The sequence below is a fragment of the Alishewanella agri BL06 genome, assembly GCF_000272005.1.
Taxonomy (GTDB): domain Bacteria; phylum Pseudomonadota; class Gammaproteobacteria; order Enterobacterales; family Alteromonadaceae; genus Alishewanella; species Alishewanella agri.
The window spans coordinates 19,292-32,330 of the sequence record NZ_AKKU01000018.1 but is presented as its reverse complement, the minus strand read 5'-3'; the positions used below and the strand labels follow the sequence as shown (position 1 = coordinate 32,330).

Here is a 13,039-nt window from a genome sequence, read left to right as displayed (position 1 = left end):
ATGATTAGGGTAAATGATTTATATAAGACTATTGGCCAGGTTAAAGCACTGAATGGCCTGAGCTTTCATGCCGATAATGGCACCATTACCGGCTTGCTGGGTCCAAATGGCGCCGGCAAAACCACCTGCTTACGCACCTTATTAGGTTTACTGAAAGCCGATAGCGGCAGCGCCAGTATTGATGGCTTTGATATTGCGCGGCAGACACAACAAGCGCGCCAGCAAATTGGGCTTTTTCCCGATCCCTTCGGGCTGTATGAGCGGCTGACCCCACGCGAATACGTGCAGTTTTTTGCAGAGTTAAACGGTATGTCCAGCCAGGCGGCAAAACTGGCGACGGCACAAGTGCTTAGTTTGTTACGGATGGATGAGATAGCCGATCGCCGCTGTCAGGGCTTTTCGCAGGGGCAACGCATGAAAACGGCGCTGGCGCAGGCCATAGTGCATAAACCCACCAATATCGTACTGGATGAACCCACCCGAGGCCTGGATGTCATGAGCACCCGGGTGCTGCGTGAATTATTGCTGACCTTAAAACAGCAAGGCCATTGCGTGTTGTTCTCCAGCCATGTGATGCAGGAAGTTGCAGCTTTATGTGATCAGGTGGTCGTAATGGCCAAAGGCCGGGTGGTGGCTCAGGGCTCACCAGCAGAATTATGCGCGCGCACCGGCAAGAACAGCCTGGAAGACGCTTTTATTACATTAATTGGCACAGATGAAGGGATTGCAGCATGATCAGGTTATTTAACACTCTATTTCGTAAAGAACTATTAGATGCCAGCCGTGATAAGCGCTCTGTGATGGCCGGTTTATACTATGCCCTGGGTACGCCAATTTTAATGTGTTTACTGTTTTCAGTACTGCTGAAGCAGCTAAGTTCAACCGACGAGCTGCAGATCACTATTGAAAACGCCGAAGCTGCACCGGCGCTGGTGCACTATCTGGCAAGCAAAGAGATTAATCATGGTGAGGGCGATAAAGTTAAAGCTATCCGGTTACAGCTAAGTACTGATTTTCAGCAAAGTATGCAGCAAGGGCGCCCGGCTGTGGTGATTATTGATGCGGATCGCTCTAACGACCGGCTGCAATCGGCAATTCGCCGGTTAGAGCGTGCTCTTAGCCAATATAGCAATGAAGTTGCGCACTTAAGATTGCTGGCGCGGGGTATCGATCCAAATTTACTGCAGGCGATCGATGTGCAAATGCACGATCAGGCAACGCCGGACTCTCGCGGTGGTATGTTCCTTGGTGTGGCAACCTTATCGATCATTCTGACTTTGTTTTATGCTGCCATGAACCTGGCGATTGACACCAGTGCCGGTGAACGTGAGCGGAATTCATTAACTCTATTGTTAAGCCAACCGTTAAGTAGCTTACAACTGGTACTGGCAAAGGTGGTTGCGATTAGCTGCTTCTCGATGGCCGGTTTATTATTAATCCTGGTGGTATCTAAGTTTGCCTACGGTATGGTGCCATGGCAGCAACTGGGTTTTAGCATCAGTCTGAATCTTGATTTTATGTTGTTTGCCATCGTTGTTGGCTTACCTTTGGCGCTAATGTCGGCGAGTTTGCAAGTGATGGTGTCATTTATGGCGAAGTCGTTTAAGGAAGCGCAAACCTACGTCACGCTGGTACTGTTTGTACCGCTGGTGCTGAGTATGGTCACTACCTACAATATCGCTGATGATTATTTGCAGTGGTTGCCGATAGCGGCACAACAACAAGCGATGATTGCGTTTTTAAAAGGTGCCGTTATACCAGTGCCGCAGTTAATGGTTTCCAGTGTGATCACCTTACTGATTTTTGGTGTGTGCAGCTATGCCAGTAGCCGGCTACTAAAAAGTGAGAAGGTGGTATTTAGCCTGTAAGGTTAAACACCACGCCCGGCTATTCCGGGCGTGGTGTCTGCTAACCAAAGTTAAGGCGTTTTCGGTTTTACCGGTGTTGCAGCGCTGCTCTCGTTTACCGCCGTTGTTTGCCATTCAATATACTCCAGCGCCATTTCCGGCGGCTGAAAGATAGTGACAAAGACTTCATCTGCGTTGTGCGGATTTGGATAAAGGCTCATAAACTGATAGGGGAATTGTGTTTCAAACGCCGATGAGTTACCGCTTGTATCCAAAACTTGTCGCCGTAAATGCCCCATAAAGCTAAAACTAAGTAACTGAGCACCCCATAATTGATTTTGCTGATACAGGGTGCCGGGGTTAAGCTCTGGTCGCGCCAAATCAGCGCGGCGACCGTCAACATAGCGATAAATCTGACCATCCCTTACGTAGTGTAACTGACCCTGGTGGTCATACTGGGGTTGGGCACCGGCAATAAAAGTCAGCTGTTGTAAGCTATCGCTGAGTAAATCTAACTGCCATAGATTCTGGTTATCTTGCAGGATACGGGTGACGATTAAGCCACTGTTGTCGCTTAACCAAAGTGTTTGCGCAATATCGTTATTCTGCGTTTTCTGTAACAGCTGTTTTAATTGCAAATCATAAAGATACAGATTGCCTTGGCGGGTTAAGGCAATATAACGTCCATTCGGCGACCAGCTCAGACTGCCAATCATCGCTTCACTGTCACTAAATTCAGTGACGACATAGTGCTGCTCACCATCAGATAACCAAAGCTGCCAGTTGCCGTTCCAGTTTGCGGTAAAGGCCAGTTGTTTCGGATCGGTTGGATGAAAAATGAGTTCATGGGTACTGCCGGCCGCTTCCGAAAAGGGGCTCACTTTAGCTTTTTCAGGGTTAAAGGGGTCGCTAATCCGCAGAATGTGCATACCGCCCTGGATGGCAGAACCGAAGGATAGTGGCGAAACATAGGCCTGATTGTCACTGAGCAGTGACAGCTCACCCACTTGTAAGTCTGGTGGCAGGATTAACGTTGTGATTGCTTTAGATGCAATATCCAGTTTGAGTAACGCATTAGTTGCCGGCATCAGTAAGTAGTCGCCGGTTGCTGACCAGTCCAGCCCCATAATCACTATCGGCACTGGTAACGCCGCTAGCCTTTGCTGTTCTCGTTTTTCAATGGAATACAAATAAATTTCGGGGTGGTTCGATTCTGGCATCATGATATAAGCCAGGTGTTTACCGTCTGGTGACAGCGCCAGCATCGCTACACCAAACCCTGAAGTGGGCGCATCCGCCAATAACTGGATATGCCCGGTTGCTATGTTTTCAGCGACTAAAGCTGATGGTGTTAATAAACCATTGGTCGACTGTGCGCGAAATAGCGTTTGGCCGTCGTGACTGAGTTGAGCCGGGCTAATGTTTAAGTGCTCACAATGACTGACAATTTCGGCCGATGCCGCCGGGAAAGTCGCGAAATTATAGCGTTCAAAGGTGCAGGCAGAGCCATCTTTACTAATCTTTTGCACTAGTAAGACCTGACTCTGTGGCTGCCAGGTGTGGGCAAAAATCAGCTGCGCGTCATCTTCAATAATCATTTCTTGTGGTGCACTACCCAATACACTGCTTTGTTTCCGCACGATAGTGCGCACGTGATTATTCGGTAGGGTATGGCTGTAGGCCAGATATAACTTGTCTGGTGAAAGCAAAGGACGCGATTCAATGCCTTTAAACCAGGTGACTTTTTGCCGGTTTAGCATCTCCAGTTGTTGTCTGTTTGACACCGGTTGAATTGTAGCTTCATTCGCAATATTGGGTTCGCTGTCAGACGGCTGTTCTGGCGCAGACAGGAAAAAATAGCCGCCGGCCGCACTGATGATTAACAGCAATACAACAGCATAAAACGCGCTAGTCTTAACCGGGCGTTGGCTGGCAACTTTAGTGGAGCTGGCGTCCTGTTGCTGCGAATCGATCTTTGGCGCCAGGACGGCAGGCATCGTTTCGGATTTAAGCTGTTGCTTGCTGTACTGCGGATCCAGTTGCAGGCTATAGCCTTTGCGATGGTGCGTTTTAATCGGTGAAACCGGTAACTCCGGATGCTGCAATACTTTACGCAGTTCTGAGATAGCGCGATTAATTGCATTGTCATCAACATAGCTTTGCTGCCAAATGGCCTCAACCAGTTCCTGGCGGTTGATAATACGTCTGGGGTGGATTGCAAAAAAATGGAGCAACTTAAATAACAGGGGTTCAAGTTCAATCCGCTGCTGTTGATCGCTCAGACAATAATCGGCAACGCTCAGTTGCCAGGGTCCCAAATGTATAATTTCCATACCAACACATTTTTTGTTAATAGCGGGTAGCAACTTTAATTCAATTGTGATGGCGTGGCTAGTCCAGGCGCAATTTAAACCTTATCTGTACCGGATAAGATCTTCGTAATGTTTTATTTATTCTATATAAAACAGGTGATTAGTCTTATTTTTCTTAGCAATCTATTGCTTAGCTTCTGATAAGCGACAAGTTGTCCGGTACTGACTAGAGTGTATCCAACAGCGTAAGGCGCCGGCAGTAAGGCCAACGTTAATTACCCGAAAATAATCGAAATGCCAACACAGGAAATGAATATGAAAACTTCGAATACCTCGATCTGCAATCTGTTTTTAGTGCTGACTTTGTTCACGAGCAATGCTGCCATGGCTGATGAACCGGTAACTACAACAGCCGCAGCTAAAACAACGACAACGAGTGTTGAAACCCCGGAGGAAACCCGCAAAGCAACGGATACGACATACCTGACAGACCTGCGGTTACAGTTAACTGAAGATTTTACACAGCAGTTAAGTACTGCTGTTCGTAGCCAGGTACAGTCAACGCTGATTGAGTTGGCGGCGGCAGTAAAACAGGTTGTCAGCAATTAGCTGGTTAATCACCCTCACCCTATTACGTAAAGGAATTTAAAATGAAACAGCAATCATTGTTCAAAACAGGCCGTTTAGCGCTGTTATTAGGCGCAGTGTTAATTTCCACTACAACCTGGGCAGAAACTTCGCTCTGGAAAGTCAGCAAAGGAGATGATTATCTCTATGTTGGCGGCACCGTCCACTTTTTACCGGAATCGGCGTTTCCGTTACCGCCTGCATTCGAAACTGCATATCAGGCTACGGATACTTTGGTACTGGAAACCAAGTTACCTGAGCCGAATGATACGGCCTTGCAGGCTGCCATGATGCAGGCTATGGCATATCAGGATGAACGTCGGCTGTCGACAGTGCTGTCGAGTGATGTTTATCAACAGGTTGCGAGTTATTTTGCCCCTTATGGCGTGCAATTGCAGCAGCTTGATGCCTACAAGCCGGGTTTTATCGTGTTACAAATGTTAGGTTTGGAGTTGATGAAGTCACAGATGGCGGGTGAAGGGGTTGATGCCTACTTCGATAAAAAAGCCCGCGCTGAGGGTAAAACCCTGGCTTATCTCGAGTCTGTTGAAAGCCAAATTCAATTATTGGCCAATATGGGTGAAGGCTACGAAGACGCGTTTATGACCATGAATTTGCAGCAATTCAGCGATTTTAAAACCTATTTCTCTGCGGCTATCAGCGCCTGGAGAGTCGGTGATATGCAAGAATTGAATGACTTGATGGTGCAGCCAGCACGCGAACTGGATCCGATTTTATATCAAGCACTGTTTGTGGCGCGGAACCAAAATTGGCTGCCGCAAATTCAGAATATGTTTGGCAATGACCAGAAAGAGTTAGTGTTGGTCGGAAGCGGTCATTTGGCGGGTGAGCACAGTGTACTGGAGTTGCTGCAGCAAGCCGGATATCAGGTTGAGCAAGTCAAATAAGGCGGCTTATTCAGTAAAACTTCACCCTGCCCCTGTATTCTGGATGCTGATCATTTAGAATAGAACGCTAAGCTAAGATTCAGAATTACAGGGACTCTTTTATGGCACTAAACGTCGTTATTCTCGCCGCCGGTAAAGGCACACGGATGAAATCGGATTTACCTAAGGTATTGCACAAGGTGGCCGAGCGGCCAATGGTGCAGCATGTGATTGATACTGCCCGCGCGCTGGGCGCCGCTAAACCGCAGCTGGTGTATGGTTATGGCGCCGAGGCGTTAAAAGCGGCCATGGGCGGGCAACCACTGCATTGGGTATTACAGGCCGAACAGCTGGGTACCGGCCATGCAGTGGCGCAAGCCATCCCGAATATCGCTGACGAAGATACCGTATTAGTACTGTATGGTGATGTGCCGTTAACCCGGCTGGAAACCCTGCAGCAACTGCTGGCAGCAAAACCGGCTAATGGTTTAGCCATTCTTACCGTTAATCTGCCGAACCCAACCGGCTATGGCCGTATTGTGCGGGAAAACGGCAAAGTCGTCGGTATTGTCGAGCAAAAAGATGCTTCGCCAGAACAGCTGAAAATTCAGGAAGTAAACAGCGGCATTATGGCGCTGCCGGGTAAACAGCTAAAAGGCTGGCTGAGCCGGTTATCGAATAGTAATGCTCAGGGCGAATACTATCTGACCGATGTGATTGCGATGGCGCATAGCGAAGGTGTGGAGATTGCCACTGCCCAGCCGCAAAACCCGATGGAAGTCGAGGGCGCCAATAACCGGGTGCAGTTAGCCGCGTTAGAGCGTGCCTATCAGCAACGCAAAGCGGAAGAGTTAATGCTGGCTGGCGCTAACCTGCGCGATCCGGCGCGGATTGATGTGCGCGGTACCGTTGCAGTGGGTAACGATGTGATGATCGATATCAACGTTATTTTTGAAGGCCAAGTCGTGCTGGGTAAAGGCGTGACCATTGGTGCCAACTGTATTCTAAAAGACTGTAGCATTGGTGATAACACCGAAATTAAACCGAACTCGATGATTGAACAAGCAACTGTGGGTAGCGATTGCTCAGTTGGCCCATACGCCCGGCTGCGGCCAGACAGTGTGATGCTGGATGATAGCCATGTTGGCAACTTTGTCGAGATGAAGAAAACCACTTTGGGCAAAGGTTCTAAAGCCAACCACTTAACTTATCTTGGTGATGCGGTGATTGGTGACAAAGTGAATGTCGGTGCTGGTACCATTACCTGTAACTATGACGGTGCCAATAAATTTGTTACTACTATTAAAGATGGTGCCTTTATTGGCTCCAACAGCTCACTGGTCGCACCGGTTACGGTTGGCGTAAATGCCACTGTTGGCGCCGGTTCAGTGCTAACCCGTGATGCCGGCGATGGCGAGCTGGTGGTAGCCCGCGCTAAGCAGAGGCATATCGAAGGCTGGCAACGGCCGGTGAAAATCAAGAAATAATGATTGTTATTAACCCCACCAAGCTGTGGGGTTAATTTTATCTCGGCACTGGCTTTGCGTAAGGCTTAGTCTGGTGATCGTTTTGATGCTTGTTTTGCGGTCTGCCATTCTGCGTGAGTAATGGCACTGGTCGCAAGTTGTGTCAGATCTTGCTGCTGATACTGGATTTTACGTGCCGCCACCTGCTGCATAATAGCCGCCAGCTCAGCCTCTGAACGACGGTTCCAGTCGACAATTTCACTGATATGCCGATAGCAGCCAATGCAGACTTTGGCACTGTCTAACTTACAGCAGGCGACGCAGGGCGATTCGATCATCTTAAGCTTTTCTTTAGCCAAATAAGCTGACCGGGTTAGCCCTGGCCAGCAACGACTTTAACTCTTATCTACCAGCACTGCGATGGCACCATCACCGGTGACATTACAGGCCGTACCGAAGCTATCCTGCGCCATATAAAGCGCTATCATCAGCGCAATAGCGCCTTCACCAAAGCCCAGCATAGAGCCGAGTAACCCCACTGCCGACATGACCGCGCCACCAGGCACGCCAGGTGCTGCTAACATCACCACGCCCAAAGTCAGGATAAACGGAATCATCGTCAGCAAAGAGGGAATTTCCAGATTGCTCTTCATCATAATGACGGCAACAGCACAGCTGACGATAGTAATGGTGGAGCCCGACAGATGAATAGTGGCGCACAAAGGTACTGAGAAGTTTGCTACTTCGTCTTTAACACCATTATTTTTGGTCGCTTGCAGCGAAACCGGGATGGTTGCCGCACTGGACATGGTTCCGAGCGCCGTAAAGTAGGCCGGCAGCATATTGCGAATTAACGTAAAAGGCGACTTGCCTGCTTTGATACCGGCAATAACAAACAAAGTAATAATCCAGGCCCAGTGCAACAATATAGCCAGAATCAGCACTATGCCGAAAGTTTTCAGGGTGACGAAAACCGTACCGGCTGCGGCCATCTGTGCGAATACACCGGCAATATACAGCGGTAGCAGTGGGATAATTACTTTACTCAGTAATAGCTGAATGATATCGCGACCCTGATCCGATAATTGTTGCAAAGCGACGGCCCGGGTACTGGCAATGCCAAGACCAAATACAAAAGCCAGCGCCAGCGCGGTCATCACACTAAACACCGGCGGGATATTCATTTCGATGTAAGGCACCAGATTGACGCCTTCGGTACCCGCCAGATCGGCCGCTGCGGGTGCCAACATCGGAATGACCAGGGCGGCAATCAAAAATGCCAGTACACCGGCAGCAATAGTCGAAACATAGGCCAGACCAAGAGTGCGGCCCAATAGTTTTCCCGAATTGCGCGGCAGGGCGGCGATACCACTGGTAATAAAGAATAAGATCAGTAATGGAATGGTGAAAAATAACAACTGACCAAATAGCGCTTTAAAGGTGATCAGAATTTGTGTTAGCCAATGTGGTGCATACAGCCCCAGTAACATCCCCAGCACGATGCCGGCGACTAATTTTAGGATCAGTAACATAGATGGTTCTCGTTATTATGGTTTGCCAGAGCGATAGTTGCTCTGCCTGGTTGTTCCCCACCGCAGAGCATATCACACTCCGGTCAGCGTTAGCTGCTCTGGCTGGTTTAGCCAGTTAGTCGATTATCTCTGCCTGCGGTAATTCTACCGCTAACCAGGTTTTTAGCGCAGGAAGTTGCTTGGCTGGAAAGCGTATTGCGGCAGCGCGATAAAGATTAAACGGAAAATCCAGTAGTGCCTGTTGCTCGTCCAGCTTGCTCAGCGCCACCTTTTTAATCTGCTGCACCTGAAGTTGACGTTGTTTCACGTGAAGCACATCTTGCTCACGCTTTAGCTGGGTAAACACATCCGCCACCCATTCGGGCTCGCTTGATGGCTTGGGCTGCAAGCCTAATATCAGGCTTTGGATCACGCCATTAAATGCTGCCAGTGTTAAGACAACCTCTTGCTGCAGGGCATAATGTACTGTTGCAATCGAAAAAATGGTCGCAAGCAACACACGTAATGGGTGGCGTTGGCAAAAGTTACGGATTTTCACCAGTGGCGAGAGGTGTTTAAGCATCATTTGACGTCCTGTCGAGTAAGTTGGATAACGTGGATATTACAATTTCTTTGGAAAGTTGCAACTGATTCGCAGCCAGTGCCAGTTGTTGCAATTGCGGCAAGAGTTGCTGCAGACGGCTGGCTTCGGTTTGGTTCGGCGCGCTGGCTGCAGCTATCGTCATCGGCTTGCCACGCTGGCGCTCCAACAGGCCTTCGGCCTCCAATAGGCTATAGGCTTTGGAGATAGTCATCGGGTTAATCGCATATTGCGCGGCTAATTCCCGGACTGAGGGCAGCTCGGCGCCCGGCTGCAATTGACCTCCGGCCACCATGCGTTTGACCTGCTCGGTGAGCTGCCGGTATATGGGTTCGCCACTATTGGGGTTAATGCTAAACATCCTGCTGCCTCACTGCTTTAGCGGCCTGGGTAAAGTCCAGCTGTTGCCAGTTTTTATTTGCCCAGCTGCGTAATAGTAATGTAAGCAGCAATAAGCCGGTCAATAGCCAGCTTTGGGTGATGGTTTGGGTAGAGACTGGCCAGATATCAATGGATAGCGCCAAGATGAGGCCGTAGCTGCAGCCAAAACCTAACTTGTAATTGGCGCCAAGTAACAGGTAAGTACTACTGAGCAATAAACCCAGGCTTAGCATCAGGGCCACCAGCAGCTCTGCCTGTGCCAGTCCACGACTGAGCAGCAAGAGGCTTAGTGGCAGCAATAGCAACAGCAGCTGCTGCAGATAATAGCGCTCCAGGTAATAAAATAGCTGCTGGCGGCTAAAGGGATAAAACAACCAGGCTTTGCTGAGATTACTCTGTTGTTGCCGGACCTGTAGCAGCCAACACATTAAGGGGCTAAACAGCAGCATATTGTTGAAGATTGACCAGCTGTCTGTGGGTAACCACTGCCACTGACCGGCAGTAAACCGATAAACGATGCTTTCGACAACCGGTAATGCAAAGCAATAACAACTATAGATAAAGAGCCGATAAAACCATTGGCCGTTTTGTTGCAGATGCAGGCTAAGTGCTAAAGACGGCTGTATTACCCTTTGCCACCAATTTAGGCTGATTTCTGGCTTGGGTAGCTTACCGGTTGCCAGTAAGGTTTTACTTAGAACAATGGCAACGCTCAATGTTACCAGTGCCAAAGCGATGCCAAGCCATTGTGGACGGTCAAACAGCAGCAGGAAATACCAGTTCGGCGTCAGGTAAGTTGTGAAAACCAGGATCCCGAGAACCGCATCAGCTTTTTGTTTGTTTACTAATAACGCCATTGTATGTAGCAGCGCATGGATACCAGCTAACATCAGTATCAGTTGCCACAGTGGTACTGCACTTAACTGATCGTCAGCGACCTGATACAAGCCCGGAATGGGTAACAGGATTATTAACAGTGCCAGCAGTAGCAGACTCAGCAGCCGTTCAGTCTGACTGAGTAACAAACGGCCATAACTGCTGCGCATAAAATACAAGGCTTTCGGTAACAGGCTACCATAGTAATAAGGCAGCAGGATCAGATTTGCCACTACAAAGCCTAAGGGAGCTAGAAAGCCCAGAACCCAGAAAAAACCTATTAGTCCCCACACAAAGCTGCCTAAAGGCGTAATGGTGAGCAGCCGGGCGCAATTGCTGACAGCGATTGGTAACACGGCTTTGTTACTCATAACCCGCTCCTGATAGTCTGTAGGTTGGCTAGCTTGAGTTGTCCCCAATCCAGTTGTTGCAGCTGGGCTTTAACACTAAGACGTAAGATGGCGACCGACAACCAGAGTGCAGCCGTGAGCAGCAGTAATATTTGCGGCTGGTTCCAGCAGGTGATTAACAGTAATACGCCGGCAATTTGCAGGCTTACCAGCACCAGCCCACTTTGCCACAGTGGTTGCTGAATCAGACGCCAATTGACCAGGACTGAGCAAGCCACCAGGCTGGGCCACAATAGCAAAGTGCAGGCTGCGGCAATGTAGTGTGGTGACACCAGCAGCACCAGTGGTGCTACGATAAGGGTGCAAAGCAGGATATGTTGTGCTGCCTGTCGCTCCAGCATTGGATAAAGTTGATCCCGGCTAAGCGGCAGCTGTAACCAGGCCCGTCTGACTCGTTTTAGCATCAGGGTCAGTTGCTCAAGTAAAAAGACTGCGGGTAAGAAAATATACAAAGCTCGCAGAAAAGGGTTCTCTGTGAATGGCGTATTGCCAAACAAACTACTCCAAAGCCACATGATTACCGGCAGATACCAGCAATAAGCCAGATAACGCACGCTGCGCGAAACCCAGCTATCACCTTGCCCTAATAGTAAGGTGCCGGACAGTGAGCCAGCCCGACGGGTCAGGCGCTGCATGGCGAGCCATGGGCTTGCGATGCCCTTTGCCGAGCGATGGCGATAACCTGTATCAGGGGTTAACCAATTCAGGGCAAACCAGGCAAGTAGCAAAATATTGACTAAACCAAGAATGGTTAAGAACAATGGCAGGCTGAACAACGGCAGCTGTTGTGGTAATTTGGCGGCCAGTACCAGAATTAGTAAACTGCTGCCAAACCAAAGTGGTCGCAAATGGCCCCGCACCAGACACGGCAGGATTAAGCCAGCAAAAGCCAGCACACCTAACTGCAAGCCCAATATAAAGCTTTGCTCTGTCAGCCACAGCAGGGCGCCAGCTAAACAGCCGAATAATACGGCACTGAGTAGCAATTGTTGCCGGCTATGGCGCTGAAAGTGTGGCAGTAAGCGCCAGCTGCCGCGCCGGCACAATGTCATAAACTGTAGTGGAATACAAAATAGCAATAACATCAAACAGGCCAGAGGCACTACCACAGTTTTTGGTTGCGCACTGAGTAAGGTGACAGCGAGCAGCAGTAACAATAAGCCCCAAACCACTTTAATAACGAAACTCGGCCACAACAGGCGGCCAAGCAAGGCAAACCAGGCTTTCATCGGTGCAGCTCCAGAAAAATCTCTTCCAGATTCAGGTATTCAACCCGGATATCAGTAGCCAGTAGCTGCTCTAAACTGGCCTGCCACTGCGGTTGCCAGTTGGTTACGGTCAGAGTGTATTGTGTGGTCTGCTGTTGTTGATGTAACACTTTTAACTCATGCAAGGTGGCCGGTAGCGCTTTGGTGGAACTAAAATGCAGCCGTACGACCGACTCTTTCAGCGCATCCAGTTCGCCTTGCCATAACAGCTGCTGATCTTTTAGTAGCCAGACTTTATTCGCCACCCGCTCCATATCGGTAACAATATGGGAAGAGAAGATAATGGTCGTTTGTTGATCGGCGGCAATATTCACCAGCTCGGTCAGAAACTGCCGCCTTGCCAGCGGATCCAGGCTGGCAACCGGTTCATCGAGGATAAGGAGTCTGGGGTTATGACAAAGCGCCAGCATAATGGAGAGTTTCTGGCGCTGTCCGAGAGACAGTTTGTTAATACGGGTCGTCAGCGGAATTTCCCAGCTACTACACAGGCGATCTGCCAGCTTGGGATCCCAATTCGGTTGGAAGCGGGCAAATAACTCCAGTTGCTCATAGGGTGTCAGTTGCTCCAGCAACTCATCTTGCTGCGGCACAAAACCGATTTGTTGCTTTTCGCGGGCGCCAATTTCAGTACTGGCGGTGCCGAATAAGCGCACCTCGCCATGCTGCGGTACGGCAAAGCCGAGAATCGTTTCCAGTAAGGTTGTTTTTCCGGCGCCATTTTTGCCCAGTAAGGCTATCACATCGCCCTCAGCTGCTGTGGCTTGTAGCTGGTTCAGCACGCTACGACCGCTAAAGTGGCGGCTTAAGTTGTTTACTTCGATTACTGCGGGCATATCCCTGTCTCCATTTAAAC

General features: G+C 49.4%; 13 protein-coding genes. 5 read left to right on the top strand and 8 right to left on the bottom strand.

Annotated features, from left to right (window positions below; genetic code table 11):
* Entirely contained in the window at nt 1–735 is a 735-nt protein-coding gene (locus AGRI_RS10975; RefSeq protein WP_008985008.1) for an ABC transporter ATP-binding protein, read from the top strand.
* On the top strand, nt 732–1,868 hold the full coding sequence (locus tag AGRI_RS10970) for an ABC transporter permease (RefSeq protein WP_008985007.1): 1,137 nt from the start codon (nt 732–734) through the stop codon (nt 1,866–1,868). Before AGRI_RS10975 ends, AGRI_RS10970 begins: the two co-directional genes overlap by 4 nt.
* A 50-nt stretch (nt 1,869–1,918) precedes the next feature.
* Here the strand turns inward: AGRI_RS10970 and AGRI_RS10965 are convergent, their stop codons facing one another.
* On the bottom strand, nt 1,919–4,180 hold the full coding sequence (locus tag AGRI_RS10965) for a winged helix-turn-helix domain-containing protein (protein WP_008985006.1): 2,262 nt from the start codon (nt 4,178–4,180) through the stop codon (nt 1,919–1,921).
* A 294-nt stretch (nt 4,181–4,474) separates the two neighbouring features.
* On the opposite strand from AGRI_RS10965, the gene AGRI_RS10960 reads away from it, so the two are divergent.
* The 3 genes from AGRI_RS10960 (at nt 4,475) to glmU (ending at nt 7,160) form a co-directional block, all read left to right on the top strand.
* A complete protein-coding gene (locus AGRI_RS10960) occupies nt 4,475–4,768 on the top strand; it encodes a hypothetical protein (RefSeq protein ID WP_008985005.1) in 294 nt (97 codons plus the stop codon).
* Between the two features lie 41 nt (nt 4,769–4,809).
* The gene (locus tag AGRI_RS10955) at nt 4,810–5,694 is read left to right on the top strand and encodes a TraB/GumN family protein (RefSeq protein ID WP_008985004.1); all 885 of its coding nucleotides are present in this window, start codon (nt 4,810–4,812) and stop codon (nt 5,692–5,694) included.
* Nucleotides 5,695–5,795: 101 nt separating this feature from the next.
* The gene (glmU, locus tag AGRI_RS10950; RefSeq protein WP_008985003.1) at nt 5,796–7,160 is read left to right on the top strand and encodes a bifunctional UDP-N-acetylglucosamine diphosphorylase/glucosamine-1-phosphate N-acetyltransferase GlmU; all 1,365 of its coding nucleotides are present in this window, start codon (nt 5,796–5,798) and stop codon (nt 7,158–7,160) included.
* Nucleotides 7,161–7,225: 65 nt separating this feature from the next.
* Here glmU and AGRI_RS10945 read toward each other — a convergent pair whose 3' ends face one another.
* The 7 genes from AGRI_RS10945 to AGRI_RS10915 form a co-directional block, all read right to left on the bottom strand.
* Entirely contained in the window at nt 7,226–7,477 is a 252-nt protein-coding gene (locus tag AGRI_RS10945; protein ID WP_008985002.1) for a DUF1289 domain-containing protein, read from the bottom strand.
* A 57-nt stretch (nt 7,478–7,534) separates the two neighbouring features.
* Nucleotides 7,535–8,671 carry a dicarboxylate/amino acid:cation symporter gene (locus AGRI_RS10940; protein ID WP_008606241.1) on the bottom strand — a complete coding sequence of 379 codons (1,137 nt, stop codon included), beginning with the start codon at nt 8,669–8,671 and terminating at the stop codon, nt 7,535–7,537.
* A 115-nt stretch (nt 8,672–8,786) separates the two neighbouring features.
* A complete protein-coding gene (locus AGRI_RS10935) occupies nt 8,787–9,236 on the bottom strand; it encodes a hypothetical protein (RefSeq protein ID WP_237713074.1) in 450 nt (149 codons plus the stop codon).
* Entirely contained in the window at nt 9,226–9,612 is a 387-nt protein-coding gene (locus AGRI_RS10930; RefSeq protein WP_008985000.1) for a GntR family transcriptional regulator, read from the bottom strand. The genes AGRI_RS10935 and AGRI_RS10930 overlap by 11 nt, the downstream gene beginning before the upstream one ends.
* On the bottom strand, nt 9,605–10,879 hold the full coding sequence (locus tag AGRI_RS10925) for a hypothetical protein (protein ID WP_008984999.1): 1,275 nt from the start codon (nt 10,877–10,879) through the stop codon (nt 9,605–9,607). The genes AGRI_RS10930 and AGRI_RS10925 overlap by 8 nt, the downstream gene beginning before the upstream one ends.
* Nucleotides 10,876–12,147, bottom strand: coding sequence for a hypothetical protein (locus AGRI_RS10920; RefSeq protein WP_008984998.1), 1,272 nt, complete (start codon nt 12,145–12,147; stop codon nt 10,876–10,878). Before AGRI_RS10920 ends, AGRI_RS10925 begins: the two co-directional genes overlap by 4 nt.
* Nucleotides 12,144–13,019: an ABC transporter ATP-binding protein gene (locus AGRI_RS10915; RefSeq protein ID WP_008984997.1), complete on the bottom strand. Its 876-nt coding sequence runs from the start codon at nt 13,017–13,019 to the stop codon at nt 12,144–12,146. The genes AGRI_RS10920 and AGRI_RS10915 overlap by 4 nt, the downstream gene beginning before the upstream one ends.
* Nucleotides 13,020–13,039: the final 20 nt, after the last annotated feature.